At 67.2% G+C, this 26,528-nt stretch carries 21 protein-coding genes, 1 tRNA gene and 1 pseudogene; 10 read left to right on the top strand and 13 right to left on the bottom strand.

The features are described 5' to 3' along the window. Window positions 1-9: 9 nt before the first annotated feature. Genes SLQ33_RS01705 through SLQ33_RS01720 form a run of 4 tightly spaced genes read right to left on the bottom strand, consistent with a single transcriptional unit; the run spans window position 10 to window position 4,261 of the window. Entirely contained in the window at window positions 10-720 is a 711-nt protein-coding gene (locus SLQ33_RS01705) for a type 1 glutamine amidotransferase (protein WP_319452045.1), read from the bottom strand. Between the two features lie 24 nt (window positions 721-744). Further along, window positions 745-1,974 (bottom strand): serine hydrolase domain-containing protein, encoded by a 1,230-nt coding sequence (locus SLQ33_RS01710; RefSeq protein ID WP_319452046.1) that lies wholly within the window; start codon window positions 1,972-1,974, stop codon window positions 745-747. Window positions 1,975-2,010: 36 nt separating this feature from the next. Beyond that, complete coding sequence (locus SLQ33_RS01715; protein ID WP_319452047.1) at window positions 2,011-2,679, bottom strand: response regulator; 669 nt, start codon at window positions 2,677-2,679, stop codon at window positions 2,011-2,013. After that, window positions 2,672-4,261: an ATP-binding protein gene (locus SLQ33_RS01720; protein ID WP_319452534.1), complete on the bottom strand. Its 1,590-nt coding sequence runs from the start codon at window positions 4,259-4,261 to the stop codon at window positions 2,672-2,674. The genes SLQ33_RS01715 and SLQ33_RS01720 overlap by 8 nt, the downstream gene beginning before the upstream one ends. A 168-nt stretch (window positions 4,262-4,429) precedes the next feature. On the opposite strand from SLQ33_RS01720, the gene SLQ33_RS01725 reads away from it, so the two are divergent. The 4 genes from SLQ33_RS01725 to SLQ33_RS01740 are packed head-to-tail and all read left to right on the top strand — an operon-like array spanning window position 4,430 to window position 7,831. Next, on the top strand, window positions 4,430-5,365 hold the full coding sequence (locus SLQ33_RS01725; RefSeq protein WP_319452535.1) for a Bug family tripartite tricarboxylate transporter substrate binding protein: 936 nt from the start codon (window positions 4,430-4,432) through the stop codon (window positions 5,363-5,365). Beyond that, complete coding sequence (locus SLQ33_RS01730) at window positions 5,362-5,904, top strand: tripartite tricarboxylate transporter TctB family protein (RefSeq protein ID WP_319452048.1); 543 nt, start codon at window positions 5,362-5,364, stop codon at window positions 5,902-5,904. The genes SLQ33_RS01725 and SLQ33_RS01730 overlap by 4 nt, the downstream gene beginning before the upstream one ends. Continuing rightward, window positions 5,904-7,442, top strand: a complete 1,539-nt coding sequence (locus SLQ33_RS01735) for a tripartite tricarboxylate transporter permease (protein WP_319452049.1) — start codon at window positions 5,904-5,906, stop codon at window positions 7,440-7,442. Before SLQ33_RS01730 ends, SLQ33_RS01735 begins: the two co-directional genes overlap by 1 nt. Then, window positions 7,439-7,831, top strand: a complete 393-nt coding sequence (locus SLQ33_RS01740) for a universal stress protein (protein ID WP_319452050.1) — start codon at window positions 7,439-7,441, stop codon at window positions 7,829-7,831. Before SLQ33_RS01735 ends, SLQ33_RS01740 begins: the two co-directional genes overlap by 4 nt. On the opposite strand, the gene SLQ33_RS01745 is transcribed toward SLQ33_RS01740, so the two are convergent. Both SLQ33_RS01745 and SLQ33_RS01750 read right to left on the bottom strand, forming a co-directional pair. After that, window positions 7,832-8,080, bottom strand: a complete 249-nt coding sequence (locus SLQ33_RS01745) for a KUP/HAK/KT family potassium transporter (protein WP_319452568.1) — start codon at window positions 8,078-8,080, stop codon at window positions 7,832-7,834. Between the two features lie 43 nt (window positions 8,081-8,123). Further along, window positions 8,124-8,621: pseudogene (locus tag SLQ33_RS01750) on the bottom strand (KUP/HAK/KT family potassium transporter); the annotation flags it as partial. A gap of 982 nt (window positions 8,622-9,603) precedes the next feature. Here SLQ33_RS01750 and SLQ33_RS01755 point away from each other — a divergent pair. After that, on the top strand, window positions 9,604-12,090 hold the full coding sequence (locus tag SLQ33_RS01755; RefSeq protein ID WP_319452051.1) for a hypothetical protein: 2,487 nt from the start codon (window positions 9,604-9,606) through the stop codon (window positions 12,088-12,090). Window positions 12,091-12,146: 56 nt separating this feature from the next. Here SLQ33_RS01755 and SLQ33_RS01760 read toward each other — a convergent pair whose 3' ends face one another. Genes SLQ33_RS01760 through SLQ33_RS01770 form a run of 3 tightly spaced genes read right to left on the bottom strand, consistent with a single transcriptional unit; the run spans window position 12,147 to window position 15,270 of the window. Next, on the bottom strand, window positions 12,147-12,458 hold the full coding sequence (locus SLQ33_RS01760) for a Rieske (2Fe-2S) protein (protein WP_319452052.1): 312 nt from the start codon (window positions 12,456-12,458) through the stop codon (window positions 12,147-12,149). Next, window positions 12,455-14,917 (bottom strand): nitrite reductase large subunit NirB, encoded by a 2,463-nt coding sequence (gene nirB / locus SLQ33_RS01765; RefSeq protein ID WP_319452053.1) that lies wholly within the window; start codon window positions 14,915-14,917, stop codon window positions 12,455-12,457. The genes SLQ33_RS01760 and nirB overlap by 4 nt, the downstream gene beginning before the upstream one ends. After that, a complete protein-coding gene (locus tag SLQ33_RS01770; RefSeq protein WP_319452054.1) occupies window positions 14,917-15,270 on the bottom strand; it encodes a molybdopterin oxidoreductase in 354 nt (117 codons plus the stop codon). Before SLQ33_RS01770 ends, nirB begins: the two co-directional genes overlap by 1 nt. A gap of 190 nt (window positions 15,271-15,460) precedes the next feature. On the opposite strand from SLQ33_RS01770, the gene SLQ33_RS01775 reads away from it, so the two are divergent. From SLQ33_RS01775 to SLQ33_RS01785, 3 genes are read left to right on the top strand one after another with little or no spacing between them, the layout of a single operon-like run. Next, complete coding sequence (locus SLQ33_RS01775; protein WP_319452055.1) at window positions 15,461-16,885, top strand: nitrate/nitrite transporter; 1,425 nt, start codon at window positions 15,461-15,463, stop codon at window positions 16,883-16,885. 13 nt (window positions 16,886-16,898) lie between these two features. Continuing rightward, on the top strand, window positions 16,899-20,870 hold the full coding sequence (locus tag SLQ33_RS01780; RefSeq protein ID WP_319452056.1) for a bifunctional nitrate reductase/sulfite reductase flavoprotein subunit alpha: 3,972 nt from the start codon (window positions 16,899-16,901) through the stop codon (window positions 20,868-20,870). Window positions 20,871-20,916: 46 nt separating this feature from the next. Next, window positions 20,917-21,999 carry an alpha/beta hydrolase fold domain-containing protein gene (locus SLQ33_RS01785; protein ID WP_319452057.1) on the top strand — a complete coding sequence of 361 codons (1,083 nt, stop codon included), beginning with the start codon at window positions 20,917-20,919 and terminating at the stop codon, window positions 21,997-21,999. Between the two features lie 26 nt (window positions 22,000-22,025). Here the strand turns inward: SLQ33_RS01785 and SLQ33_RS01790 are convergent. Continuing rightward, window positions 22,026-22,111 (bottom strand) — tRNA-Leu (locus SLQ33_RS01790). A gap of 77 nt (window positions 22,112-22,188) precedes the next feature. Here SLQ33_RS01790 and SLQ33_RS01795 point away from each other — a divergent pair. Together SLQ33_RS01795 and SLQ33_RS01800 are read left to right on the top strand one after the other, a co-directional pair. Beyond that, complete coding sequence (locus tag SLQ33_RS01795) at window positions 22,189-23,532, top strand: M20/M25/M40 family metallo-hydrolase (protein ID WP_319452058.1); 1,344 nt, start codon at window positions 22,189-22,191, stop codon at window positions 23,530-23,532. 31 nt (window positions 23,533-23,563) lie between these two features. Next, the gene (locus SLQ33_RS01800; protein ID WP_319452059.1) at window positions 23,564-24,091 is read left to right on the top strand and encodes a YbhB/YbcL family Raf kinase inhibitor-like protein; all 528 of its coding nucleotides are present in this window, start codon (window positions 23,564-23,566) and stop codon (window positions 24,089-24,091) included. A gap of 3 nt (window positions 24,092-24,094) precedes the next feature. On the opposite strand, the gene SLQ33_RS01805 is transcribed toward SLQ33_RS01800, so the two are convergent. From SLQ33_RS01805 to SLQ33_RS01815, 3 genes are read right to left on the bottom strand one after another with little or no spacing between them, the layout of a single operon-like run. Further along, window positions 24,095-25,159: a quinone-dependent dihydroorotate dehydrogenase gene (locus tag SLQ33_RS01805; protein WP_319452060.1), complete on the bottom strand. Its 1,065-nt coding sequence runs from the start codon at window positions 25,157-25,159 to the stop codon at window positions 24,095-24,097. Window positions 25,160-25,166: 7 nt separating this feature from the next. Then, window positions 25,167-25,418 carry a DUF5703 family protein gene (locus SLQ33_RS01810; protein ID WP_319452061.1) on the bottom strand — a complete coding sequence of 84 codons (252 nt, stop codon included), beginning with the start codon at window positions 25,416-25,418 and terminating at the stop codon, window positions 25,167-25,169. After that, on the bottom strand, window positions 25,415-26,443 hold the full coding sequence (locus SLQ33_RS01815; RefSeq protein WP_413467552.1) for a hypothetical protein: 1,029 nt from the start codon (window positions 26,441-26,443) through the stop codon (window positions 25,415-25,417). Before SLQ33_RS01815 ends, SLQ33_RS01810 begins: the two co-directional genes overlap by 4 nt. Window positions 26,444-26,528: the final 85 nt, after the last annotated feature.

The following is a 26,528-nucleotide window of genomic DNA, read 5'->3' on the forward strand; positions in this document are numbered from 1 at the left end:
GCTCCTAGGTCACGGCTTATGGGCCACGCGGTCCAGGAAGCCCCGCACCAGGGTGCGCAGTCGACCAGCGGCATCCGACTGCAACTTCGCTGTCTCCGAACGCAATTCGTCGGGGGTCAAGCCCATCGCGATGACCTCGGGCTCATCGTTGGCGAGCCATGCCTCCAGCAGCGGACCGTCGAGCTCGGGATGGAACTGAAGCCCCGCGCTGTGACCGATCACGAAAGCCTGTGCCGCACGGCCGTTGCGGGCCAGTTCGATCGCGCCCGGCGGTACGTCGAAACGGTCGAAGTGCCACTGGAACCATGGACCGTCGGGGATCAGGTCCGGCGCGTCCGTGGTGAGCTCGTGCCAGCCGAGCTCGGGGTCCGCCGAGCGTTGGACGGTGCCGCCGAACGTCTGCGCGACCAATTGTCCGCCGAAGCAGACGCCGAGAACCCCGATCCCTGCGGCGTCTGCGGTGCGCACCAGCGCCATTTCGTCGGCCACCCAGCTTTGCTTCAGTTGCTCGTCGTAGACCGCCCAGCGGGCCCCGAGGGGGACGACGACGTCGTAGTCGAGGGGGTCGGGAAACCGCACGGTGACGGCGGGGTGCTCGACCTGGTGCTGTCCGACGACGGCGAACGTGTCGACGTCGTATCCGAAGTCGGCGAACACGTCGCCGAGCATGGCCGGGGGTGCTACTGGGTCGTTGACGATGAAGAGGACTCGGCGTGCCACCAGCCAACCTTAGGTGGCCCCGATTCACTTGGGGGGTGTCGGAGGGGCGTCCTCGGGGGCGAGTTCGCGACCGATGGCGCGGAAGAGCACGTCGGCCGCGTTGGCGTAGTTGCCCTGCTCGTCGAACGCCTCGGGCTCATACGTGACGGCCACGGCGATGGCGATCTTCTTGGACGGCAGGTAGGCCATGACGCCGGCTTCGCCCGCGAACAGCGGGTTCTGGAGCAGCCAATCGCCGGAGATGACGATCCCCATCCCGTAGGTGTAGACGTCGTTGAGCTCCGCGCAGGTGGTGCATCCCGGCTGCGCACGAGTCTTGCCGCGCAGGTCGGTCGACACCATCTTCTGGTAGGACTCCTTGGACAGCAGCTTGCCCGATCCGATCGCGGCCGCGCTGGCCTCCATGTCGTAGACGTTGGTGGTCTGGATCGCCCCATGCGTGATGGTCCACGACGGGTTCCAATAGGTGGATTCCTCGTAGAACGGTGTGCCACTGGGAATTCCGAGCGCCTCGCGGCGTTCGCTCGTGAACGCGTGCAGGACGGGCGTCGGGATCTCCGGGGTGAACGAGTTGGCGGTGTTGGTCAGCCCAAGCGGTTTGAGCACTTCGTCCCTGAGCAGCGTGGGCATGTCCTCGCCCGTCGCCTTCTCGAGCGCCTTGCCCAGCAGCACGTAGTTGGTGTGGGCGTAGTTCCAGTTGGTCCCGGGGTCGTAGAGCAGCGGTCGCGAGGTCGCGAAGCCGAGCAGCTGGTCGGGTTCCCACTGGCGGAACGGAGCCTCGTAGAGCGCCTTGCTGAACTCGGTATTGCCGATGACGTAGTCGACGTAGCCGGACGTCATCTGGGCCAGTTGCCCCAGCGTGACGCGCTCGGAGTTCGGCACCTCGGGAAGCCACTTCGACAGTTTGTCGTCGAGGCTGACCTTGCCCCGGTCGGCGAGGCGCAGCAGCAGGGTCGACACGTACGAAATGGCGACGGCGCCGTTGCGGAAGTGCATCGCCGTGGTGGCGGGCACGCCCGTCATGGAGTCGCCGAAGGCGCGGGTGAGCAGGTCTCGACCCTCCAGGGTCACCCTCGTGATGACGGCCTTCAAGTGCTGCTCCGCCATCGTCTGCTCGATGATCCGCGTGATGGCGTCGACCTTGGCGGTGTCCGTGGTGGGCGGCGGGGATGAGGGCGGAACCGTCGGTAGTGCGCAGGCGGTCAGTACGAGGAAAGCGCTGACCACGGCGAGCACGCGACGGAGGAAGGGCATGCCCGATCTTGACAGAGCTGTCAAGGACCGCCGCGATCAGGAGACCCGGTAGCGCCGCTCGGGCCGTCCGGCGCCGTATTGCAAGCGCAACGTCAACTCGCCGGCGCTCAGATAGTGCTCCAGGTAGCGTCGCGCGCTGACGCGTGAGATGCCCACGCGTTCAGCACATTCCGCAGCCGACGCCTCACCGGCGACGCGGACGGCGTCGAGCACCAGCCTGCCCGTCTCGGAGCCGAGTCCCTTGGGCAGCGGCTCTGAATGAGCGGGCTGCGCCGAATTGCCGCCGAACAGCGTGTCGATGAGGGACTGGTCGACGCCAGTCGCCGAGGTCAGCGCGTCCACGCGGGCGGCGAACGCGACGAGCTTCGCCTGGAACTGGTCGAACTCGAACGGTTTGATCAGGTAGTCGGCCGCACCGCCGTCCAAAGCACCCGCGACCGTATCGAGCTCGCGCGCGGCCGTGATCATGATGACGCCGACGCCGTCACCTCCAGATCGCAAGCGCTGCAACACCTCAAGCCCGGTCATGTCGGGGAGGTAGACGTCGAGCAGAATCAGGTCGGGGTGCAGCGCGGCGGCCTGCTCCAAGGCCTCGGCGCCGGTGCGGGCCACGCCGACGGCGCGGAACCCATCGACTCGGTCGACGAACTTGCGGTGAATCTCGGCGACCATGAAGTCGTCGTCGACCACGAGCACGTCACGCATGGACGTGTGCCTGCGGCAGTCGCACCTCGAACACCGCGCCGCCCTCCGGTCCGTCCGACACGTCGACCGTGCCTCCGAGTTGGGCGCTCACCAGTCGGACGAGCGCCAGCCCGATGCCGCGGCCCCCCGGCACGTCGGGTTTCGAGGTGACCCCGCGCGCGAATATCGACTCCCGCAGATGCTCCGGGACGCCGTGGCCAGAGTCGGCGACCGAAATCGTCAGTCCGTCAGCATCGTTCACGATCACCATGACCGCCTTGCGCTCGGAGCCCTCCGAGACGTCGACGGCGTTGTCGACGAGATTGCCCAGCACCGTGATGACGTCGGTGGCCAACGCGGGGTCGAGCGCGGCGAGGTGGCTGCGCTCGTCGATGATCAGTGCCACTCCGCTCTCGGCGGCCAAGGACGTCTTGGCGATCAGCAGCGCCGCGACCGCGGGATCGGCGATGCGCCGGGTGACGGCATCGCTGATCTCGGCGCGCCGGCGGGTCAGCGTTCCGACCAGATCGCGCACCGAATCGTATTCGCCGAGTTGGACCAGACCGGAGATCGTGTGCAACTGGTTGGCGAATTCGTGGGTCTGCGCCCGCAGGGTATCGGTCACGCTCTTGTGGGACGACAGTTGGCCCTGCATCGACGCCAACTCCGTGCTGTCGCGCATGGTGGTGACGGTACCGATGCGCTCGCCCCGGGTGCTGGCCGCTCGCCGGTTCAGCGCGAGCACCTTGGTGCGCGTGGCGATCACGACGTCGCGGCCGTCCTCACCGGACAACAGAAACTCCTCGACTGCCGGGTCCAGCCCCACCGAGTCCGCGCGCCGTCCCACGGCCTCCGCGCTCACCCCGAGCAGTTCCTGCGCGCTGTCGTTCAGAAGCGTGATCACGCCCTTGGTGTTCACCGCCACCACGCCTTCGCGGATACTGTGCAGCAACGCTTCCCGGTGATCTGCGAGCCCCGCGATCTCGGCCACTTCGAGCCCCCGCGTATGCCGCTTGATGCGTCGGGACAACAGCCAGGACGCCACCACGCCGAGCGCCGCCCCCAACCCGAGGTACACCAGCAGGCGTTCGCCCGCGCCGGAGAGTGACTGCCACAGCGAGGGATACGGCTCGCTGACCGAGATCACGGCCAACACCGCACCGTCGGTCGAGAGGATGGGCACCTGGCCCACGAGGGAGTGGGCACCCTCGACGTCGAGGTCGCCCGACCAGGCCCGACCGCTCGTCACACGGCTGCGGCCGAAGTCGGCGGGGTCGCCGACCCGGGACGGATCCGTCGAGGCCCGCACCGAGCCATCGGGACCGATCAACTCGACCAGTCGAGCACCCGACAACGCGACCGCGCGATCGAGGTCGGGGGCGAGCACTCGCGAGGCGAACGGATCGGCGTAGCGGTCACGGACGATCGGCGTCGACGCGAGGTTCTCCGCGACGGCGATCATGCGCTGCCCGCGTACCTCGCGGAACTCGCGGGTCGACTGGGCCACCGAGACGGCGGCGACGGCGCCAAGCACGATCGCGACCACCAGCAGCTGGAACACCAGGAACTGGCCGGCCAGGCTGCGCGCGGTCAGGCTTCTCAACGACCGCGGGCGGTCAATTTTCACAATGACCACAACTTCCTTTGCGAACTAAAGAGTGACCTGGGTCACTTAAGGGAACAGTATTGCTGAGCATCACACTGAGCGAAGGAGCTAGAGGTGTCGAAACTACGGCGAGGCGCAACCGCCTTGGTCGCCGTGCTGCTGGCAATGACCGTCGCGACGGGGTGCGGGGTGACCCGCGGCGACGACCCCTCGGGCCTGCACCGCTTGCGCATGATGGTGCCCAACAGCCCGGGCGGCGGCTATGACCTCACGGCGCGCACCGCGGTGAAGATCATGCAGGACGAGCACATCACCGGTCGCATCGAGGTCTTCAACGTCATCGGAGCGGGTGGCACCGTCGCGATGGCCCGGCTGATGAACGAGCGCGGCAACAACGACCTCATGATGACCATGGGGCTCGGGGTCGTCGGCGCTACCTACACCAACGGGTCCAACATCAAGGCATCCGACGCAACGGCCATCGCGAAGCTGATCGAAGATCCTGGCGCCGTCTTCGTGCCCGCCGACTCACCGTTCAAGACGGTGGGTGACTTCGTTACGGCGTGGAAGGCCGATCCGAGCAAGGTGACGATCGGCGGCGGTTCGTCACCCGGCGGTCCCGATCACCTGTTCCCGATGGAGTTGGCGAAAGCGGTCGGCGTCGACCCGAAACGCGTCAACTTCATCACCTACGACGGTGGCGGCGACCTGTTGACCGCGCTGCTCGGCGAGAAGATCACGGTGGGCACGTCGAGTCCGGGCGAGCTCATCGACCAGATCGAGGCCGGTCAACTCCGGGTGCTCGCGGTGTCGAGCGACGAACGGGTCGAGGGGATCGACGCCCCGACGCTGAAGGAGTCGGGAATCGACCTGACGTTCGCCAACTGGCGCGGAGTCCTTGCCCCACCGGGAATCTCGGACGACGCCAAGGCGGCGATGGTCAAGGTGCTCGAGGACATGCATGGCACACAGCAGTGGAAGGAGGCATTGGTGAAGAACGGATGGACCGACGCGTTCATGACCGGTGCGCAGTTCGAACAGTTCCTGAAGGACCAGGACAACCGGGTCTCGACGACGTTGACCGAGCTGGGGTTGCTGTGAGCGCCCCGGAGCAGGACCGCCCTGAAGCGCCGGAGCAGCCGGAAGCGCCGGAGAAGTCGGTCGACTACGCGCAGTACATCGTCGTCGCCGTGCTGGCGATCGTCGGCGGGTTCCTGGTCTACAGCGCGATGACGCTGTCGGAGGGCTTCGCCAAGGTGGATCCCGTTGGGCCCAAGTTCTTCCCGATGGTGCTCGGGGTCGCGGCGCTCCTGCTCGCAGTGATCTTGGCCATTGCCATCCCGCGCGGATCGAAGGGCCAGGCCGACGCAGGGGAGGACATCGATCCCGACGCGCCGGGCGACTGGCGCACCGTTGGGCTCTTGATCGCGCTGTTCGTCGCCATGATCCTGTTGGTCAACCCACTCGGTTGGGTGATCATGAGCACGCTGTTCTTCGGCGGTGCCGCAACGGTTCTCGGCAGCAAGCACTACGTCCGCAACTTCGTCATCGGCCTGATATTGGCTTTGGCCAGCTTCTACGCCTTCTACTCCGGGCTCGGAATCCCGCTGCCCGCAGGCATCTTGGACGGGATTCTGTGATGGACAACTTCAACTGGCTAATGCAGGGGTTCGCGGAAGCGGCCACCCCGATGAACCTGTTGTATGCGTGCATCGGCGTGCTACTGGGTACCGCGGTGGGCGTGCTGCCGGGCATCGGCCCTGCGATGACCGTCGCCCTACTGCTACCGATTACCTACAACGTCAGCCCCAGTGCGGCGTTCATCATGTTCGCGGGCATCTTCTACGGCGGCATGTACGGAGGCTCGACCACGTCGATCCTGCTGAACACGCCGGGGGAGTCCTCGTCGGTCATCACCGCGATCGAGGGCAACAAGATGGCCAAGGCCGGGCGCGCAGCGCAAGCGTTGGCCACGGCGGCCATCGGCTCGTTCGTCGCAGGCACCATCGGCACCATCCTGCTGGCCGCGTTCGCCCCCGCGATCTCGCGCTTCGCCGTCACGCTCGGCGCGCCATCGTATCTGGCGATCATGCTGTTCGCCCTGGTTGCGGTTACCGCGGTGCTGGGCTCCTCGAAGCTGCGTGGGGCGATCTCACTGGTGCTCGGGTTGGCCATTGGCATCGTGGGCATCGACTTCCTCACCGGTCAACCGCGGGCCACGTTCGGCATCCCTCAGCTTGCCGACGGCATCGACATCGTCGTCATCGCGGTGGCGATCTTCGCCCTCGGTGAGGCACTGTGGGTGGCGGCTCACCTTCGGCGCAAACCGGCCGACGTGATCCCGGTCGGACGTCCGTGGATGGGCCGCGACGACTGGCGCCGCTCGTGGAAGCCCTGGCTGCGCGGCACCGCGTTCGGCTTCCCGTTCGGTGCACTGCCCGCCGGCGGCGCCGAGCTGCCGACGTTCCTGAGCTACATCACCGAGAAGAAGCTCTCCAAGCATCCGGAGGAGTTCGGCAAGGGCGCCATTGAGGGCGTCGCCGGGCCGGAGGCGGCCAACAACGCGTCGGCGGCGGGCACGCTAGTGCCGATGCTGTCGCTGGGGTTGCCCACCAACGCCACCGCCGCAGTCATGCTCACCGCGTTCGTGTCATACGGAATCCAGCCTGGCCCAACGCTGTTCGAGAAGGAGCCGCTGCTCATCTGGACGCTGATCGCCAGCCTGTTCATCGGGAACTTCCTGCTGCTGGTGCTCAACCTGCCGCTTGCGCCGCTGTGGGCGAAACTGCTGCGCACCCCGCGGCCCTACCTCTATGCAGGCATCCTCTTCTTCGCTACGCTCGGCGCGTTCGCGGTGAACGTCCAGCCGCTCGACCTTGCGCTGCTGCTGATATTCGGTCTGCTCGGGCTGATGATGCGCCGCTTCGGCTTGCCGGTGCTGCCGTTGATCATCGGCGTCATCCTCGGGCCACGCATCGAACGTCAACTGCGGCAGAGCCTTCAGCTCGGCGGCGGCGACTGGAGCAGCCTGTTCACCGAGCCGGTGGCGATCATCACCTACGTCTGCATGGCGATACTGCTGCTCATCCCACTGGTGCTGAGGCTGCTGCACCGCGACGAGGAGTCGTTGCTCATCGTCGAGGACGACAAGGATCAACGAGAGAAGGCCCAAGCGTGATCGTGATTGGTTACACCGCAGACACATTCGGCAGGGCGGCGTTGGACGCGGGCATCGCCGAAGCTCGAGTCCGCGATACCGACGTCCTGGTGATCAACTCGACAGCGGGGGACTCGTACGTGGACGCCGCGTTCGCGCAGCCCGCGCAGGTGCGTGACGTCAAGGCGCGGCTCAGCACGTGCGGCGTGCCGTTCGAACTCGAGCAGCCGGTTGGCGTGTACGCCGCCGACGCGCTGCTGGAAGCGATGAGCCGACCCGAGGCCGAACTGCTGGTGATCGGGCTCAAGCACCGCAATCCGGTGGGAAAGCTGTTGTTGGGCAGCGTGTCCCAGCAGGTGCTGTTGGAATGCCCCAAGCCGGTGTTGGCGGTCAAGCCCGACGAGGAGTGATCACACCTCGACGCGTGACCCGATGATCACCGTTCTGCTGGGTGGCAATCCGAAGTACTCGGCGGCGTCGGCGGTGACGTGAGACGTGGCGATGAAGAGCCGCTTGCGCCACGCGCTCATGATGTCCTCGCTGCCCTTCTTGAGCTCGACCCGAGACAGGAAGTACGACGCGTCGTCGATGGCGATCGGGCCCTCGGTCTGAGTTTGGTCGACCAGGTGCAACGCGGCGGGGACGTTCGGTGTCTCCATGTAGCCGTAGCGGGTGCTGACGTGGAAGATTCCGTCGGCGGCGCACCACCCAGGCTTCGAAGCCTGGCTCCACCACCTTGAGCCCTTCGACGGCGGACAGCACGGAGATCGCCGGGGTGATCATGCTGTCGCCGAAGAAGAGTGCGGCACCGAAGATGCCGAGCGCCGCCAATATCGTTGCTGCGCGCCGACCTCGGTCATCGCTCCATCGGCGCAGCAGCGTGATGAGCGCCATGATGCCGCCCTCGCCGTTGTTGTCCGCGCGCATCACCAGCGTGACGTAGGTCAACGTGACGATGATCATCACCGACCAGAAGATGACGGACACCACGCCATAGAGGTTGTCGGGCGTGAGCGGTACGGGGTGTGGGTCGTTCGGGTTGAAGACGGTCTGGATGGTGTAGATCGGGCTGGTACCGATATCGCCGAACACGACACCGAGCGCGCCCACCACGATCGCGAGGCGAACCGGCTGTGTTCGGCCGGCCACCGTGGGCGGCCGCGCCGAGTCCGTCACCGCACCAATCAATACCGGCGCCATCCGTGCAGCCACTGTCCGAACGGAATCTTTACACCTGCGATGGGTGGCCGCCGCGGGCAACGGTCGATACCGAGTGGCGTTGGCGATTGTCGGAGCTTCGGCCCGATCGCCGATTGAAGGCGCCTCCACGGTCGCAGTGAGTTTGCTGAGAGCGAGCAATTTGGTGGACGTGTAGTATCGCGCGACCACTCAAAGTGGACGATGTTTACGATACGCTCGCAAACTGTAAGAGATCAGTGATCTGGTGCGGAATGTGTCGACCTGTGAGGTTGTGCGCAAATGGTCACGATGATGACGGAGACGAATGATCCACGATGAATCAATTCGTGTTGCGTTCGAGGCGAATGGTCTCATTCGTGGGGTTGATCGAGCTACCGCGGGGTTTTGGGGTAGTGAGCAAAGTGGCGGCGGGGTCCTCGACGCACACCCCCGGCGTGTCGGCCGATCGAGCGCAAAGGTCCGCCACTGGCCTGGTCGGACAGCGAACACTTGACGGAGATCGATACGTGTACCGGTTGGCTGTCAACAGATCAGACGCGTTGCTGCCCATCGGTTGCCGGCGCGGCCGACCGTGTACGCGTTCGCCCAACGCCGCAAATCCGTTGATGAGAAAGTACCGGATTGATCAGTGAAGTCGGCACCAGCACGTCAGTACGGCGAATTTTGATTCGTCCGTACCAAATATGAGCCAGCGCTGCTCCTGATGCGTGCCATTGCCTCGAATCTTTTAGTTGCCGATAGTCGCCGCTACACGATCATGGCAACGTCCGCCACTAATGATGCTAGGGCAAACCATAGATGTGTTCAAAACAATGGACAGACTGACTTTGAGAAAAGTCGCTCAAGTGGGCACTTTTGTGAGGTAACTTGTTTGCTGTTCCGGTTGTGCACTTCTCTAGGGGTTGACATGCAACTTGCCGTTCGTTCACCACTTTCCGCTGGCGTTGCTCTGGTTGGAGCAACTGCCATCGCGATGAGCCCAATGGCGCCTCCTGCGCCCGACATCACCATCAAGGCCGGCGAGCTTCCGTCAGTCTTCGCCGAATACACGCCGACCGGACTGGCGGCGGCGCTCGCCGACCTGGTCGCCGGCGGGTCGGCCGCCGTCGCAGTCGGTGCGCAAGGCCTGGGGTTGGCCGGGGCGCAGGCACTCGCCGGCCTCAGCGGCGCGGGCGCGACCGCGGTGGCCACCGTCGGTACCACTGCAACCACGCTGACGGCGACGGGGCTGGCTTCGTTGGCGGCCATCGCCTCCAACCCACTGAATCCGGGCGCGTACCCTGCGGCGCTCGCGCTCCTGATCGCCGGCGGCGCGACGGGGGTGGCTCAGGGCGTGGCGGGGCTTGGCGCGACGGGCGCGCAGACGCTCGCCACGCTTGGCCTGACGGGCAGCACGGCGCTGGCCACCATCGGCGCCGTGGGCAGCACGTTGGGGCTCACGGTCAACACGGCGCTCGCATCGTTGGCACCCGATGACATCCTCGCCGCGATCGGCGTCCTGGCAGCGGGCGCGGCCAATGCCCTCAACCTGGGCTACGTCGGGTTGGCGACCGCGGGCACGCAGGCTCTGGCGGCCGCCGGCGTGGGCGCAACGCAAGCGCTGGCCGGGCTGGGTATCGCGGGCACGCAGGCCCTCGCTGGCCTTGGAGGTGCTGGCGCGCAGGCGCTTGCAGGACTCACGCTCACGGGCGCCAACGGGTTGAGCACTCTAGGCGCGGTCGGCGCCACGGGCCTGGCGACCGCAGGGGTCGCCACGGCATCATTGCTCGGCGGCGGCGTTGGCGCGATTGGCGCCATCCTGGCCAACCCGTTGAATCCCGCGAACTACGCGGTGGCACTTGGTTCGCTACTCACCGGCGGTACGGCCGCCCTGACTGCGGGGCTTGGAGGACTCGGCAACGCAGGCGCCCTTGGGCTAGCGGGTGTGGGTACGACGGTCGCCACCGCATTGGGCACCGTCAACCTGGTCGGTGCCACCACCCTCGCCACGCTCGGAACCGCCGGTGCCACGACGTTGGCCAGTCTCGGTGCCGCGGGTGCGACGACGCTCGCCGGATTGGGCGCCGCAGGTGCCACCACGCTCGCCACCGTTGGCGGCATCGGCGCCACGCTGTCCGCGGCCATCGCGACGGCTCTTGGCTTGATCGTCGGACCCGCTCCGGTGGCGCCCTTTAGTGCCGTGTCGGCCAGTGCCTTGGCGGCCCCGGCGGCAGATGCGCCGGTGTCCACCTTGGCGGTGACTCCGGGAGATCTCGCGGCCGCGGTCGGCGTCGTCGTCGCAGGCGGTGGGTTGGCGCTCGAGCAGACCCTGACGGGGCTGCAGACCGCCGGCGCGGTCGGGCTCAGTGGGCTGGGAACGACCGGCGCCACCGCACTCCAGGCCGTTGGCGTCACCGGTGCGACGGCGCTTCAGGCGCTCGGCGTCACGGGTGCGACGGGGCTTGCGGCTCTGGGGGTTACGGGTGCGACGGGGCTTGCGGCTCTGGGGGTTACGGGTGCGACAGGGCTTCAAGCCCTTGGCGTCACCGGGGCCACGGCACTCGCAACCGCGACCGCGGCGGGCGCCACGCTGCTCGCCGGCGGGGTGAACGCGCTGGCCGCAGTCCTCGCCAATCCGTTCAACCCGGCAAGTTACGCGGTGGCGCTGCAGTCGCTCGCCACCGGCGGTGTTGGCGCGGTCGCCCAAGGACTCGCAGGCGCCGGAGCCACCGGCGCTCAAGCACTCGCGGGTGTGACGGCCACGGGCGCGCAGGCCCTTGCCGGTGGGACCGCCACGGCAGCGCAGGCGCTCGCCGGTGGGACCGCAACGGCAGCGCAGGCGCTCGCGGGTGCCACGGCCACGGGCGCGCAGGCGCTCGCGGGAGTAACCGCTACCGGTGCTCAGGGTTTGGCAACCGCAGGCGCCGTAGGCAGTGTCGGCCTGCAGACCGTAGGCACCGTCACGGCCACCGTGGTCGACACCGTTTCCACGGCGGCGGGGATCATCGCCCAGCCGGCGGCGCTGCAGGCGAGTGTGCCCGCCCAAGACGACATCGCCAACGTCCAAAGCCTGACTGGCAGTTCGCCAAGCGCAGGAACGACGTCGGTGACGCTGTCGAGCAAGGACGACTCGAGCACGGAGGCGAAGGCCGCAGCAGACGAATCGTCAGCGGCCGAGTCCAGCACCAAGGGTGCCGACGCAGGCAGCAAGGATGACGCCGCTGCCAAGGACGGCAACAAGACCGAGCCGAAGTCCAGCACCACCGCGAAGTCCGATACCACTAGCAAGGACGCAACTGCGGCCAAGGACGCAAGTGCGGCCAAGGACGGGAACAAGGTCGAGCCGAAGACCAAGGCCAAGACCGAGTCGAAGTCCGGCGGAGACGCGGCCGGTGGTGAGTCGGTGTCCGCAGGCGCCGCATCGGGATCCGCACACGAATCGGGCGGCTCCGAATCAGGCGGATCCGGCTCGGGAGGATCCGAAAAGTAGCGAGCGAACGGCGGTGGGCCCCTTCGGCGGAGGGGCCTACCCGTCGTGTCGGGGACTTACGACGGATGCGTGATCCGGATGACGCCGTCGACCGCCGACACCGGGAAGCTGCGCACCGACAGTCCGCTGCCACCGGCCTCGGCTCCCGTGCACATGTCGAAGGTGTGACCGTGCAACGGGCACACCACTACTGAGTCGTCGGCCAACCCGTCGGCCAGCGGTCCGCCGCGGTGAGGGCAGATGGCGTCGATGGCGCGCAGCGTGCCGTCCCGCAACCGGAACACGGCGATCTGCTCCCCGTCGACCGCGAAAGTGCGGCCCTCGCCGGGCGGAATCTCGTCGAGCGGTCCGAGTGCCAGCTCGCTCATCGGACCGGCACCTGGGGGAGTGGAAGCAGCGGCAACGACGTCCGGAACTGTCCCTGCGTGACCGGTTCTCGACCGTCCTGCCACGGATCACGGTAGGCGTCAACGGACTTCGTCATGTTCGCGTCGAGTTGCTCGGCAATGCCGTCGGCGTCGTCGACGACCACGGCGCGGACCTTCTCAATTCCGACCCTCGGCACGAAGGCGTAGGTCCGTTCCAGCCAGTTGGCGTTCTCGCGGTAGTACTGCAGGAACCGGCCGGTCAACGTCATCACCTCGGCGGCACTGTCGACGATCGCGAGCAGGTCGCCCTTGCGGATGTGCGCGCCCGCCGCGCCGCCGACGTAGATCTCCCAGCGGCCACCGTCGACCGCCACGACGCCGAGGTCCTTGCACAGTGCCTCGGCGCAGTTGCGCGGGCAGCCCGTGACGGCGAGCTTCATCTTCGCCGGACTGGCCAAGCCCTGATAGCGCTCCTCGAGGGCGATGCCGAGCGCGGTCGAGTCGCCAACGCCGTAACGGCAGAAATCGCTTCCCACACAGGTCTTCACGGTGCGGAAGCTCTTCCCGTACGCGTACCCCGACGGCATGTCGAGATCCGCCCAGACCGACGGGAGGTCCTCCTTGCGAATGCCGAGCAGGTCGATGCGCTGGCCGCCGGTGAGCTTGATCATCGGAACTTCGTACTTCTCGGCCACGTCGGCGATCCGGCGCAGCTGAGCCACGTTCGTCACGCCGCCCTTCATCTGCGGCACCACCGAGAACGTGCCGTCGCGCTGGATGTTGGCGTGCACGCGGTCGTTGATGAAGCGCGCGTCGCGCTCGTCGACGAACTCGTCGGCCCACATCATCTCGAGCAGCGACGCGAGCGCCATCTTGGATCCGGCGTCCTCCCGGCCGTCGGGGGCCAACGCGGCGAACACCGATGACACCGAATGCAATTGGAGGTCGCGAATCAACCCCATCAACGTCTGCTTGTCGTACGGGACGCCCGGCACGTACCAGGAAGCGGACGGATCCTCGGTGACGGCACCCTCGGCCGCCCACGCCACGACCTGGCCGACGAGTTCCTTGCACGACCCGCAGCCCTTGCCCGCCTTGGTCTTCGCCATCACCCCGGTGACGGACGTCGTGCCGTCGCGCACGCAGGCGACGAGCGCGCCCTTGCTGACCCCATTGCAGTTGCAGACCTGGGCGTCGTCGGCGAGCTCGGAGACCCCCACCGCGACGTCGGGCGTGCCGATGTCGAACATCAGCGAAATCCGCTCGTCGGGCAACGGCAGTCCGTTGTCGAACGCCTGGGTGAGGAAGGACACCTTGCTGACGTCGCCAACCAGCGTGGCGCCGACGAGCTTTCCGTCGCGGATGACGATCGTCTTGTAGACGCCGTGGCGCGGTTCTGAGTACTGGACGAACTCGTCGTCGGGATGCTCCGGCGCCTTGATCCCCATCGACGCGACGTCGACACCGGCCACCTTCAACTTCGTCGCGATCCGCGAGCCGTGGTACGCCGAGCCGACGTCGGTGCCGGTGAGCTGGTCGGCGAGTACCTTGGCCTGCTCCCACAGTGGCGCGACCAGCCCGTATACCTGGCCGCGGTGTTGCGCGCACTCGCCGACGACGTAGATGTCGTCGTCGTCGACGGAACGCATCTGGTCGTCGGTGACGATGGCGCGTTCGACGGTCAGGCCGGCGCGCTGCGCGAGGCCCACGTTGGGCCGGATGCCTGCGGCGATGACCAGCATGTCGCAATCGATCGAGGTGCCATCGGAGAAGACGATTGCCGACAGTCGTCCGTTCTCGGCGACGATCTCCGTTGTGATCTTCTCGACGTGGACGGATATGCCGATGTTCTCCACCGATTTGCGCAGAATGGCGCCGGCCAGGTCATCGAGTTGGGCATTCATCAGCGTCGGAGCCGCGTGCACCACGTCGACGGTCAGCCCGCGGCTCTGCAGTCCGCGCGCGGCCTCGAGGCCAAGCAGCCCGCCGCCGATGACGACGGCCTTGGTTCGGTTGACGGCCTCGGAGATCATCGACGCCGTGTCGTCGAGGGTGCGGAAGCCGAACACGCCGTCGGCCAGCGTTTTGTCGTCGGCCCACAGCCCGGTCATCGGAGGGAAGAACGACCGGCTGCCGGTTGCCAGGATCAGCTTGTCGTAGCGCATGCTGGTGCCGTCGTTGGCGTGCACGAGGTGTGCGAACGTATCGATCCGCACCACCCGCACACCAGCCCGGAGGTCGATGCGGTTGTCGGAGTACCAGTCCAACGCATTGAGGTAGATCTCTGCCGGATCATCGCTGCCGGCGAGGACATTCGACAACAGAATGCGGTTGTAGTTGCCGTACGGCTCGTCGCCGAAGACGGTGATGTCGAACATGTCGCCGCCGCCGCGGGCGAGTACCTCCTCGATGGCGCGAATCCCCGCCATCCCGTTACCGACGACGACGAGTCGCGGCATCAGAACTCCACCAAGCCCAGGTCGATCACGACTGTGCCCGCAGAGCCGGTCGGCGCGGCGACGAACAGTTCCAGCACCGTGTCACCCAAGAGGTCCTCCACCACGCGCAATGCGACGTGGGTGGCGCCCTTCGCCGCGATCGGGAAGTAGCGCATTGGCTGACCGTCGCGGAACAGCACGACTGTCACCATGTCGTCGCATCCGTTGCCGCCGCGAAAGTAAACAGGCTGCGTAACGGCGCCGGCGGGCACGACGTAGCGCAGTGAATCGTCGATGAGCGTGGGTTTGTCGAGGCCGTTGCCCTCGAACTCGAACACGCCTTGCAGGAACCTGGGTGTGCTTCCGTCGCTCATGCACCAGCAATATGGGGCATTTGTTTCCGGTTCGTTTCCTACGCGAGTCCGGCATGAACACCGTTTCGCACGATGTCCTGACCACGGCATGTGAGTTCCATTTGACACCACGGACACCGAGGCGCAACGGCGGCAACACGGGTTACCCGTAGAAATTTGTTCAGACCCGCATCGCTGATGAGAGGCCACAATGTCTGCACTGACCCGCGACCGCAATATCGAACACTGGGACGCCGAAGACGTCGCCGCCTGGGACTCCGGGGGCGCCAAAATAGCCAAGCGCAACCTGATCTGGTCCATCTTCGCCGAGCACGTCGGATTCTCGGTGTGGTCGATCTGGTCGGTGATGGTGCTGTTCATGCCGCAGACCGTCTACGGCATCGACCCGGCGGGCAAGTTCTACCTCGTCGCGGTGCCGACGCTGATCGGCGCGTTCATGCGCATCCCCTACACCATTGCACCAGCCAAGTTCGGCGGGCGTAACTGGACGATCGTCAGCGCGCTGCTCCTGCTGATCCCGACGGTGCTGACGTGGTGGGCGATGACGACGCCGGGCACCTCGTACACCACGTTCATGGTGGTCGCGGCGTTCGCGGGCTTCGGCGGCGGTAACTTCGCCTCGTCGATGACCAACATCAACGCCTTCTATCCACAGCGACTGAAGGGCTGGGCGCTCGGCCTGAATGCGGGCGGCGGCAACATCGGCGTCCCGGTCGTCCAGCTGATCGGCCTACTGATCATCGCCACGGTCGGCAACACCGCGCCGGAACTCGTGTGCGCCATCTATCTGGTGCTGATCGCACTGGGTGCCTTGGGCGCCGCGTTCTTCATGGACAACCTGCGCAACCAGAAGTCGAACTTCGGTGCGCTCGTTGAGGCCCTGCGCTACAAGCACTCCTGGGTGATGAGCTTCCTCTACATCGGCACGTTCGGATCGTTCATCGGCTTCTCGTTCGCCTTCGGTCAGGTGCTGCAGATCAACTTCTTGGCCGGCGGGGACAACGCCGCCCAAGCCTCGCTTCACGCCGCGCAGATCTCATTCATCGGACCGCTGCTCGGCTCCATCTCGCGGCCGTTCGGCGGCAAGCTGGCCGACCGCATCGGTGGCGGCAAGATCACGCTCTACACGTTCGTCGCCATGATCTTCGCCGCAGGCATACTGGTGACCACCGGAATCATGGACGACGCCCTCAAGGGTGCGCCCACCGGCACCCAGATGACCGGCTACGTCGCCGGCTTCATCGTGCTGTTCATCCTGTCGGGCATCGGCAACGGTTCGACGTACAAGATGATCCCGTCGATCTTCGAGGCCAAGGCCGCCGACAAGGACGACTGGAGCGTGGAGGAGAAGGCCGCGTGGTCGCGAAGCATGTCCGGTGCGCTCATCGGTTTCGCCGGCGCGGTGGGCGCGCTGGGCGGCGTGTTCATCAACGTCGCACTGCGAATGTCCTACACCGGGGCGGCGAAGTCGGCGACCAACGCCTTCTGGGTCTTCCTCGCGTTCTACGTGATCTGCGCCATCGTCACGTGGTTCGTCTTCCTCCGCATGCAGTCGGTCCGAGCGGTGACCGGCGAGCACGTCGGACGGGCATCCGAACCCATCGCGGCAGGCTGATCGAGAGGAACAGGTGACGACCCAGACGACGCGCACCGCGTGTTCGTACTGCGGGGTCGGCTGCGGGATCTCAGTAGAGACCCGCGCCGATCCCGCTACTGGCGTGCCCGTCATCGCGCGGGTGTCCGGAGACCGGTTGCACCCCACCAACTTCGGCAGGCTGTGCACCAAGGGCGCCACGCACGCCGAGTTGATGCGGGCCGACGAGGGTCGGCTGACCACCGCGTTGATGCGGCAGTCGCGCGACGGTGAACTCGCCGCCGTGGCCGTCGACGACGCGGTGGCCGAGGCCGGCCGGCGGTTGCGCGCCATCATCGACGAACACGGGCCCGACGCCGTCGCGCTGTACGTCTCGGGTCAGATGTCCATCGAGGCCCAGTATCTGGCCACCAAGCTGGCCAAGGGCTTCGTGCGCACCGTGCACATCGAGTCCAACTCGCGACTGTGCATGGCCAGTGCCGGAACGGGTTTCAAGCAGTCGCTCGGCGCGGACGGGCCGCCGGGCTCCTACACCGACTTCGACGACACCAACCTGTTCTTCGTGATCGGGTCGAACATGGCCGACTGCCATCCGATCCTCTACCTGCGCATGGCCGACCGCCTCAAGGCCGGGGCCAAGCTGATCGTCGTCGATCCCCGCCGGACCACCACCGCCGAGAAGGCCGACCTGTACCTGCCGATCAAGGCGGGAACGGATCTGGCGCTGCTCAACGGAATCCTGCATCTGCTGGTGCAGAACGGCGACATCGACGAGACGTTCATCGCCGAGCACACCGAGGGCTGGGACGCGATGCCCGCGTTCCTGGCCGACTACCCGCCGGACGTCGTCGCCGCGATCACCGGGCTGGCCGAGGCGGACATTCGCACCGCCGCGGCGATGATCGCCGAAGCCGGCGACTGGATGTCCTGCTGGACGATGGGGCTCAACCAGAGCACCCACGGCACGTGGAACACCAACGCGATCTGCAACCTGCACCTGGCCACCGGAGCCATATGCAGGCCGGGTAGTGGACCCATGTCGCTCACTGGGCAACCGAACGCCATGGGTGGACGCGAGATGGGGTACATGGGCCCCGGCCTACCGGGGCAACGTGCCGTCACGTCCGCCGAGGACCGTTCGTTCGTCGAGACGCAGTGGGGGCTACCCGAAGGGACCATTCGCACCGACGTCGGGCCCGGCACCATTGAGATGTTCGCCCAACTCGGCACCGGTGACATCAAGGCGTGCTGGATCATCTGCACCAATCCCGTTGCAAGCGTGGCCAACCGGAGCAAGGTGATCTCCGGACTCGAAACGGCGGAGCTGGTAATCACGCAGGATCCCTACCGCGACACCGCGACCAACCGGTACGCCGACATCGTGCTGCCTGCCGCGCTGTGGGCCGAGACGGACGCCGTCATGGTCAACTCCGAACGCAACCTCACCCTGCTGGCGCAGGCGATCCCGCCGGCCGGCGACTCCAGGCCCGACTGGGAACTGATCTGCCAGGTCGCCGAGCACATGGGGTTCGGCGCCGACTTCACGTACAAGTCCAGCGAGGAGATCTTCGACGAGATCCGCGGATTCACCAATCTCCGAACGGGTTACGACCTTCGCGGCGCCAGCTACGACCGGCTGCGCGAGACTCCGCTGCAGTGGCCGGTCGCGCCTAGCGGATCGCCTGACCGCAATCCAATCCGGTACCTCAACGACGGAGTCAGCCAGGACGTCTACGTCGACCCAGCGGGTCGTCGACCGCGCCTGGCGTTCCCGACCCCGTCGCGCCGCGCGGTGTTCCACCCTCGCCCGCACATGGACGCCTACGAGTTGCCCGACGACGAGTTCCCGGTAGTGCTGAACACCGGGCGCTTGCAACACCAGTGGCACACCATGACCAAGACCGGCAAGGTCGACAAGCTGAACAAGCTGAACAGCGGGCCGTTCGTCGAAGTCCATCCCGACGACGCCGCCGCGCTCGGCATCACCGATGGGGGCCGCGCCGAGGTGACGTCGAGGCGCGGTCGGGTCGTGCTGCCCGCCGTCGTCACCGACCGGGTGCGGCCCGGCAACTGCTTCGCGCCGTTCCACTGGAACGACGAACACGGTGAGGACCTGACGATCAACGCGTTGACCAGTGACGCCGTCGACCCGATGTCGCTGCAGCCCGAGTTCAAGGTGTGCGCGGTGCGGTTGGCGGCCGTCGCATCCGACACGGTGCCAGGGCTACCGGAGTCCGCACCCGCGCTCGAGGACGACGAAAAGTTTTACCTCACAGGCTTCTTCGCCGGTCTGGAGGGGGTCATGACCGGAGTGCCGGTGCTTCCCCCTGCCGCGCCACTGCGTGCCTCGGTGCGGCTGTGGGTCGACGGGTGGCTGGCGGGCCGGTACTCGCGGGCCGACGTCGGGGCCGTGGCGGCGCCGAACCAGGCCGACGGCCCGGTGGTGCTGTGGGCGTCGCAAACCGGAAACGCCGAGGTATTCGCGACGCAGGTGGCCGGAAGGCTCGGTGGGGCACGGCTGTTGGCGATGAGCGATGCCACCGTCGACGACCTCGTCGGTCCGGGCGACGTGGTGATCATCACCAGCACCTTCGGCGACGGCGGCCCGCCCGACAACGGCGCCGACTTCTGGGACGCCCTCGACGCCCAGGATGCGGGTGCCCTCGACGGGGTGCGTTACGCGGTGCTCGGCATCGGCGACCGGTCCTACGACGAATTCTGTGGTTACGCAAAGTCATTGGACCGGAAGCTGTCAGAGCTTGGCGCGTCCCGGTTGATCGACCGAACCGAGTGCGAGGCCTACGACGACGAGCCCATCGCCGCGTGGGCGGACCGGATCGTCGACCTGATCGGCACCACCGACCGCCGCAACGCGTCGAGTGGGTCGACGCCAGCGGTGGTCGAGCCATTCACCCGCACCAGCCCGATTCGGGTTCCGTTGGCCCGCAACGCCCTGCTGACGCCACGAACGGCGATCAAGGAGGTGCGCCAATTCGGTTTCGACGTCTCCGAGCACGACGTGTCCTACGCCGTCGGGGACGCGCTCGGCGTGTACGTGACGAACGATCCCGCTGCCGTCGATGCCTGGCTTGCCGCCGTCGGCCTGTCCGGAACCGAACCGGTGCTCGTCGACGGGGCTGCGGTCAGCATGCGGGACGCGCTCGGGTCGTCGTACGACGTGTGCAAGGTCACGCCGAATCTGATCGGCTTCCTGTCGGAGCGGAGTGCCGACGCCGCCAAGCTGCTGAAGACCAAGTCCGACCGCGAGCGATGGTTGGTCGGCCGCAACGGACTCGACCTCGTCGAGGAGTTTGGTGTCAGGGCCGACCCGGCGGAGTGGCAGGACGCGTTGGTGCGGTTAGTTCCGCGGTCGTACTCGATCTCGTCCAGCCCGCTGGTCAGCCCGCACGAGATTCAGCTGACGGTGTCGGTGGTGCGGTACCGCAGCCCGCGGGGCGGTGAACGCGGCGGGGTTTCTTCGACGTTCTTGGCCGACAGGGCTTCTCACGCGGAGGTCTTCCTGCAGCCGTCGCCGCACTTCCGGCCGCCCGAGGACGCCGCAACGCCGATGATCATGGTCGGTCCGGGTACCGGCATCGCCCCGTTCCGCGGCTTCCTTCAGGAGCGCCGCGCGCTAGGCCACCACGGGCCGAACTGGTTGTTCTTCGGCGACCAGCATCGAGCCGAGAACTACTACTACCGCGACGATCTGGAGGACATGGCTCGCGACGGCCTGCTCAACCGGCTGGATCTGGCGTTCTCGCGCGATCAGGCCGACCGCGTGTACGTGCAGCACAAGATGCTCGACTACGGCGCCGACGTCTGGCGCTGGCTCGAGGACGGCGCGCACTTCTACGTGTGCGGTGACGCAACCCGGATGGCCAAGGACGTCGACGACGCGCTCACGACGATCATCAAGGCGCACGGCGGGATGTCCCACGAGCGCGCCCACGACTACAAGCGTGAGCTCGTCGCGACGAAGCGGTACGTGCGCGACGTCTACTAGCCTGGATCTGGCCGCAGGCTCGACGATTCGGTGTAGCTTCGCGCTCATGGCCGCTCCCACGCTGAACGTCAAACTGCCCGGCCGCCTTGGCGACCCGACCCTCGAACTGCGCTCGGACCCCCGAGCCGATCCCCGGATGGTGGAGTTGTTCGCTCCCTTCGGGCTCGATGTCGAAGCGGCGGCGTTGTCCGTCAACCGGCAGTCGCCGGTGGAAGACCTACTGGCCGTAGCCGCTGCCAGCGAGCAGGTCTTCGGCGAGGTGTTCGACGCCCTACTTGCCGACGTTCCCAAGGCCACCGGCATCGAGTCGCGCACCGTGAAGATCACCGGAGTCGACGGAAACGACATCACGCTCTACGTCGACCGGCCCACCGGAACGACCGGGCCCCTGCCGGGTCTGCTGCACCTGCACGGCGGGGGCATGGCGATCATGCGAGCGGCCGACGAAGTTGCCGCGGGGTGGCGCGCTCTGCTGGCCGAACGGGGCTGCGTGGTGGTGGGCGTCGAGTTCCGCAACTCCGCCGGAGTCCTTGGACCGCACCCGTTCCCGGCTGCGCTCAACGACTGCGCCAGCGCACTGGACTGGATGCACGACAACCGCGCGGCGCTCGGGCTGTCGTCGATCGTCGTCACCGGCGAGTCCGGGGGAGGGAACCTGTCGCTGGCGACGGCGCTGAAGGCCAAGCGCGAAGGCCGCCTCGACCGCATCGACGGCGTGTACGCGCAAGTCCCGTTCATCTACGGCGGCTACGACACCCCGGACCCCGCGCTGGCCTCCCTCACCGAGAACGAGGGCTACTTCCTCGGCCCGTCCATCATGACGTTGATGGCGGCGCTCTACGACCCGAGCGGCGAGCACACCACCAACCCCCTGGCCTGGCCGTACTACGCCGGCGTCGACGAGGTGGCGGGGTTGCCGCCACACGTCGTCACCACCGACGAACTGGACCCGCTGCGCGACGAGGGACTGGCGTACCTGCGGGCACTTCGGCGCGCTGGGGTGGACGCGTCCGGACACACGTACAACGGGGTCGGGCACGCCGGTGAGCAGATGGCCGCGGTGGCGGTGCCCGAACTGTTCAACCGGGCGCTGCGCGACGTCGTCGACTTCGCCCGCCGGATGGGCTGACGGGTGCGATGCGACCCGTCAAATTGTGTCCGAGGGGGGACTTGAACCCCCACGCCCGTTAATAGGGCACTAGCACCTCAAGCTAGCGCGTCTGCCATTCCGCCACTCGGACCAGTTCGAAGGCAGCTTAGGTTATCGGATCGCCCCGTCCGGACCCAAACCCGCCGCCCAGCAGGGACAGGCTGCGTAGTGGTATTAAGAGTGACTGTGACGAGACCAGTCGACGAAGTGGTGGATCTCGTCAGCGAGCTCATCCGCTTCGACACCAGCAATACGGGCGACCTCGAGACCACCAAGGGCGAGGCGGAATGCGCTCGCTGGGTCGCCGCGCAGCTCGAGGAGGTCGGGTTCGAGACCGAGTACGTCGAGGCCGGCGCTCCAGGTCGGGGCAACGTCTTCGCTCGGTTGCCTGGTCAGAACCCCGATCGTGGCGCGCTGCTCATCCACGGTCATCTCGACGTCGTGCCCGCCGAGCCTGCCGACTGGAGCGTGCACCCGTTCTCCGGCGCCGTCGAGGATGGCTACGTGTGGGGCCGCGGCGCGGTCGACATGAAGGACATGGTCGGCATGATGATCGCCGTCGCACGCCACCTCAAGCGTGAAGCCATCGTCCCGCCGCGCGACCTGGTCTTCGCCTTCGTCTCCGACGAGGAACACGGCGGGAAGTACGGCGCGCAGTGGCTGGTGGACAACCGGCCAGACCTGTTCGAGGGCGTCACCGAGGCGATCGGCGAGGTTGGCGGCTTCTCGCTGACGGTGCCCACCCGTGACGGCGGCGAGCGCAGGCTCTATCTCATCGAAACGGCGGAGAAGGGCATCGCCTGGATGCGACTGTCCGCCCGCGGGCGCGCCGGACACGGGTCGATGGTGCACGACGACAACGCGGTCACGGCGGTGGCCGAAGCCGTCGCGAAACTCGGCCGTCACCAGTTCCCGTTGGTGCTCACCGAACCCGTCGCGCAGTTCCTCACCGCCGTCGGGGAGGAGACCGGCTACGAGTTCGACGTGAACTCGCCCGACATCGACGGGGCGATCGCCAAACTCGGCGGCATCGCCCGCATCGTCGGCGCAACCCTGCGCGACACGGCCAACCCGACCATGCTCAAGGCCGGCTACAAGGCGAACGTCATCCCGGCCACCGCCGAGGCGATGGTCGACTGCCGGGTGCTGCCTGGTCGTCGGGAGGCATTCGAACGCGAGGTCGACGAGTTGATTGGCCCGAACGTCACCCGGACTTGGGAGCGCGACCTGCCTTCGGTCGAGACGACGTTCGACGGCGACCTCGTCGACGCCATGAACGCGGCTCTGCTGGCCGTTGACCCCGACGCCCGCACCGTGCCCTACATGCTGTCCGGTGCCACGGATGCAAAGGCGTTCGTACGCTTGGGCATTCGCTGTTTCGGATTCGCCCCGTTGCGGCTGCCGCCGGACCTGGACTTCGCGTCGTTGTTCCACGGCGTCGACGAACGGGTACCCGTCGACGCGCTTCGGTTCGGCGCCGAGGTGCTCCACTACTTTCTGCTGCATTGCTGACCCACGCATCGCCCACCCTCGAAAGGACACCATGAGCACCCCGTACGACAACCTGCCGCAGTTGCCGACGTTCACGCTGACGTCGAAGGCCGTCACGGACGGCCAGCCATTGGGCAACGATCAGGTCAGCGGCATCATGGGCGCGGGCGGCTCAGACGTCTCGCCCGATCTAACCTGGTCGGGCTTTCCCGAACAGACGCGTAGCTTCGCGGTCACGATGTACGACCCGGACGCCCCGACGGCGTCGGGGTTCTGGCACTGGGCCGTCGCGAACCTGCCCGCGACGGTGACCCACCTGCCCGCAGGCGTCGGCGACGGCAGCAGTAGCGGATTCCCCGGTGACGCCGTCACGTTGGCCAACGACGCCGCGATCAAGCGGTTCCTTGGCGCCGCTCCGCCGGCCGGGCACGGTCCGCACCGCTACTTCATCGCCGTGCACGCGGTCGACGTGGAGAAGCTCGACCTTCCCGAGGGAGCCACTCCGGCGTATCTGGGGTTCAACCTGTTCGGGCACGCGATCGCGCGCGCCGTGATCATGGGGACCTACGAGCAGAAGTAACGCCTAACGCAGGGCGGAGCCGACGGCGTCGGCCAGTGACTCGAAGCCGTCGTCGTGCAGCCGCTGGGCTACGCCGTCATGGATGTGCTTGGCCCACAACCCGCCTCCGTACACGAAACCCGTGTAGCCCTGGAGCAGTGACGCGCCCGAGGTGATGCGCTCCCATGCATCGTCGACGGTCTCGATGCCGCCCACGCTGACGAGCACGAGGCGGTCACCCACGCGCCGATACAGCCGGCGCAGCACCTCGAGCGACCGTGCTGCGACTGGGGGCCCGGAGATGCCTCCGGTGCCGAGTTCGTCCACGCCGGGCGTGTCGAGCCCAGCACGCGACACCGTCGTATTGGTGGCGACGATGCCGGTGAGCCCGAGTTCGACTGCCAAGTCGGCGATCTCGTCGACATCGGAATCGGAGAGGTCGGGGGCGATCTTGACGAGCACCGGGGTGGTGGTCTCCGCCCGCACCGCGGCGAGGATCGGCCGCAAGGACTCGACGGCCTGCAGATCGCGCAGTCCGGGCGTGTTCGGCGAACTGACGTTGACGACGAGGAATGCCGCCAACGGCCCGACCAGCCGCGCGCTCTCGGCGTAGTCGGCGACCGCGTGCTCGGGCGGGGTCGTCTTGGTCTTGCCGATGTTGACGCCGATCGGGACCTCGGAGTCGTTGTGATTCAACCGGAGTGCGAGTTCCCGCGCGCCGTGGTTGTTGAAGCCCATCCGGTTGAGCAGCGCCCGGTCGGCGGCCAGCCGGAACATGCGCGGCTGCGGGTTGCCAGGCTGTGCCTGGGCGGTGACCGTGCCCACCTCGGCATACCCGAAGCCCAACGCGCCCCAGGTGTTCAGCCCCGTACCGTCCTTGTCGAAGCCCGCCGCCAACCCCAGCGGACCGGGGAAGCGCACCCCGAACACCGTCGACTGCAGCACGGGGTCCGACGGCGCCAGCCGCTTCGTCAGGGCGCGCCGAAGCGGGCCGGAAGCGGTGACGGCGCGCAACAGCGCGAACACCCACGTGTGGATGCGCTCGGGCGGAATAAGGAACAGCAGCCTGCGTAGCGCGCGGTAGGTCATGCCGCCGTCACATCGCAGGCTGGTCGATATCGGAACGCTCGGCGGACTTCTTGCGTCGCAGCAACACTCGCCGACTCCCGTCGGTGTACAGCCGGACGCGGGTCAACTCCCATCCGCGGTACTCGGCCTCGATCGACAACCTGATGGAGGCCGAAAGGCGCGTGACGTCGGGCGGAAGGCGCAGGGGCACCCAGTCGTAGTCGTCGGATAGGTCGCCCTTCCAGCCCTCGGGCATCCGGCCGTGCTGGATGGCCGTCACGTGGACGCCCCGGTGATCACCTGCACGCCCGCCCCCGAGCCCGACACCACGTAGAGCGTGTCGGCCTCGTCGTCGTAGGACAGGGAGTTCGGTTGCTGCACGGTTCGATAACGCACCTTCTCGACGGGAATGCCGGTGGCGAGATCGTAACCAACCACGCTGTTCGTCGCCGTCTCCGACACCCAGGCCAGCCCGGGCGATCCGACGAGGCCGTACGGCCCGCCGCGCACCGGGTACTGCTGGCGCAGCATCAGCGGATCGGAACCGAACACCAGGAGCTGCCCGCCGCGGGTGTCGGCGACCAGCACCCGGCCCGCGGTGTCCGCGGCCATCGTGGTGGCCCCCTGGCCCGCCCGCAGCGCGTGCTCGGCCTTGGTTCCGCTCGGGTCGACGGTCGTGACCGACGTCTGGGCACGGTCCAGCACGAAGACCGTGTCGCCTTGGGCGACAAGGGCATCGACTCGAGCGAACACGTGGAGTTCCGCGCTCACCGTGTTGTCGGCGGCGAGCGTGTAGACCCCGCCGCCTGCGTCTCCGAGGACGACGCGGCCATCCACTCGCCGGGCGATCGAGGTGAACTCCGTCGCCTCCCGGCCCGGCACGTCGACGCGTTCGGCCGCCCCACTGGCGACGTCGAAGCGTAGGTATCCGCCGCGCGTCGCCAGGTACACGGCGCCCGATCCGTCCCCCGTCAACGCCGTGGCGGGCGAGGGCAGTGCCACGCTGCGGGCAGGCCCGTTGGCCGGAAACGTGGTGATCGTCGAGGGCGCTTCTGGCGGGCCGGACAGCACCACCAGGACACGGTTGGCGGCATCGAAGGTGCTGCTCAAGGCCGGTGCGGCGAGGGGGAGCAGGCGCCCGTCGGGAGGGCTGCCGACCGGGGGCGAGATGGCCGCGGCGGCAGGCGTGATGGTCGGTGGCGGAGCATCTGCCGGGTTCGACGAGCACGCCGACACAGCAATGACCGCCACAGCCACCAGGCCGCTGTGAGCTAGGCGACTGGCGAGTTTCGCGTGCAGTGGCAAAGGGTAACTTTCGCGTATGTGGAACGACGTCGGTCGAATGGCCAGTTTAGGCACGCTCGCAGACCAGACCGAAGGTATGGTTCGC

It is taken from the genome of Mycobacterium sp. RTGN6 (assembly GCF_033804605.1).
GTDB lineage: Bacteria > Actinomycetota > Actinomycetes > Mycobacteriales > Mycobacteriaceae > Mycobacterium.

Bases quoted from the DNA above. Each gene is read 5' to 3' on its own strand.
- SLQ33_RS01735 (WP_319452049.1), top strand. From the start codon at position 5,904: ATGGACAACTTCAACTGGCTAATGCAGGGGTTCGCGGAAGCGGCCACC.
- nirB (WP_319452053.1), bottom strand. From the start codon at position 14,917: ATGCCGCGACTCGTCGTCGTCGGTAACGGGATGGCGGGGATTCGCGCC.
- SLQ33_RS01725 (WP_319452535.1), top strand. From the start codon at position 4,430: ATGACCGTCGCGACGGGGTGCGGGGTGACCCGCGGCGACGACCCCTCG.
- SLQ33_RS01745 (WP_319452568.1), bottom strand. From the start codon at position 8,080: ATGGAGACACCGAACGTCCCCGCCGCGTTGCACCTGGTCGACCAAACT.
- SLQ33_RS01800 (WP_319452059.1), top strand. From the start codon at position 23,564: ATGAGCACCCCGTACGACAACCTGCCGCAGTTGCCGACGTTCACGCTG.
- SLQ33_RS01805 (WP_319452060.1), bottom strand. From the start codon at position 25,159: ATGACCTACCGCGCGCTACGCAGGCTGCTGTTCCTTATTCCGCCCGAG.
- SLQ33_RS01775 (WP_319452055.1), top strand. From the start codon at position 15,461: ATGTCTGCACTGACCCGCGACCGCAATATCGAACACTGGGACGCCGAA.
- SLQ33_RS01715 (WP_319452047.1), bottom strand. From the start codon at position 2,679: ATGCGTGACGTGCTCGTGGTCGACGACGACTTCATGGTCGCCGAGATT.
- SLQ33_RS01770 (WP_319452054.1), bottom strand. From the start codon at position 15,270: ATGAGCGACGGAAGCACACCCAGGTTCCTGCAAGGCGTGTTCGAGTTC.
- SLQ33_RS01785 (WP_319452057.1), top strand. From the start codon at position 20,917: ATGGCCGCTCCCACGCTGAACGTCAAACTGCCCGGCCGCCTTGGCGAC.
- SLQ33_RS01755 (WP_319452051.1), top strand. From the start codon at position 9,604: ATGGCGCCTCCTGCGCCCGACATCACCATCAAGGCCGGCGAGCTTCCG.
- SLQ33_RS01710 (WP_319452046.1), bottom strand. From the start codon at position 1,974: ATGCCCTTCCTCCGTCGCGTGCTCGCCGTGGTCAGCGCTTTCCTCGTA.
- SLQ33_RS01760 (WP_319452052.1), bottom strand. From the start codon at position 12,458: ATGAGCGAGCTGGCACTCGGACCGCTCGACGAGATTCCGCCCGGCGAG.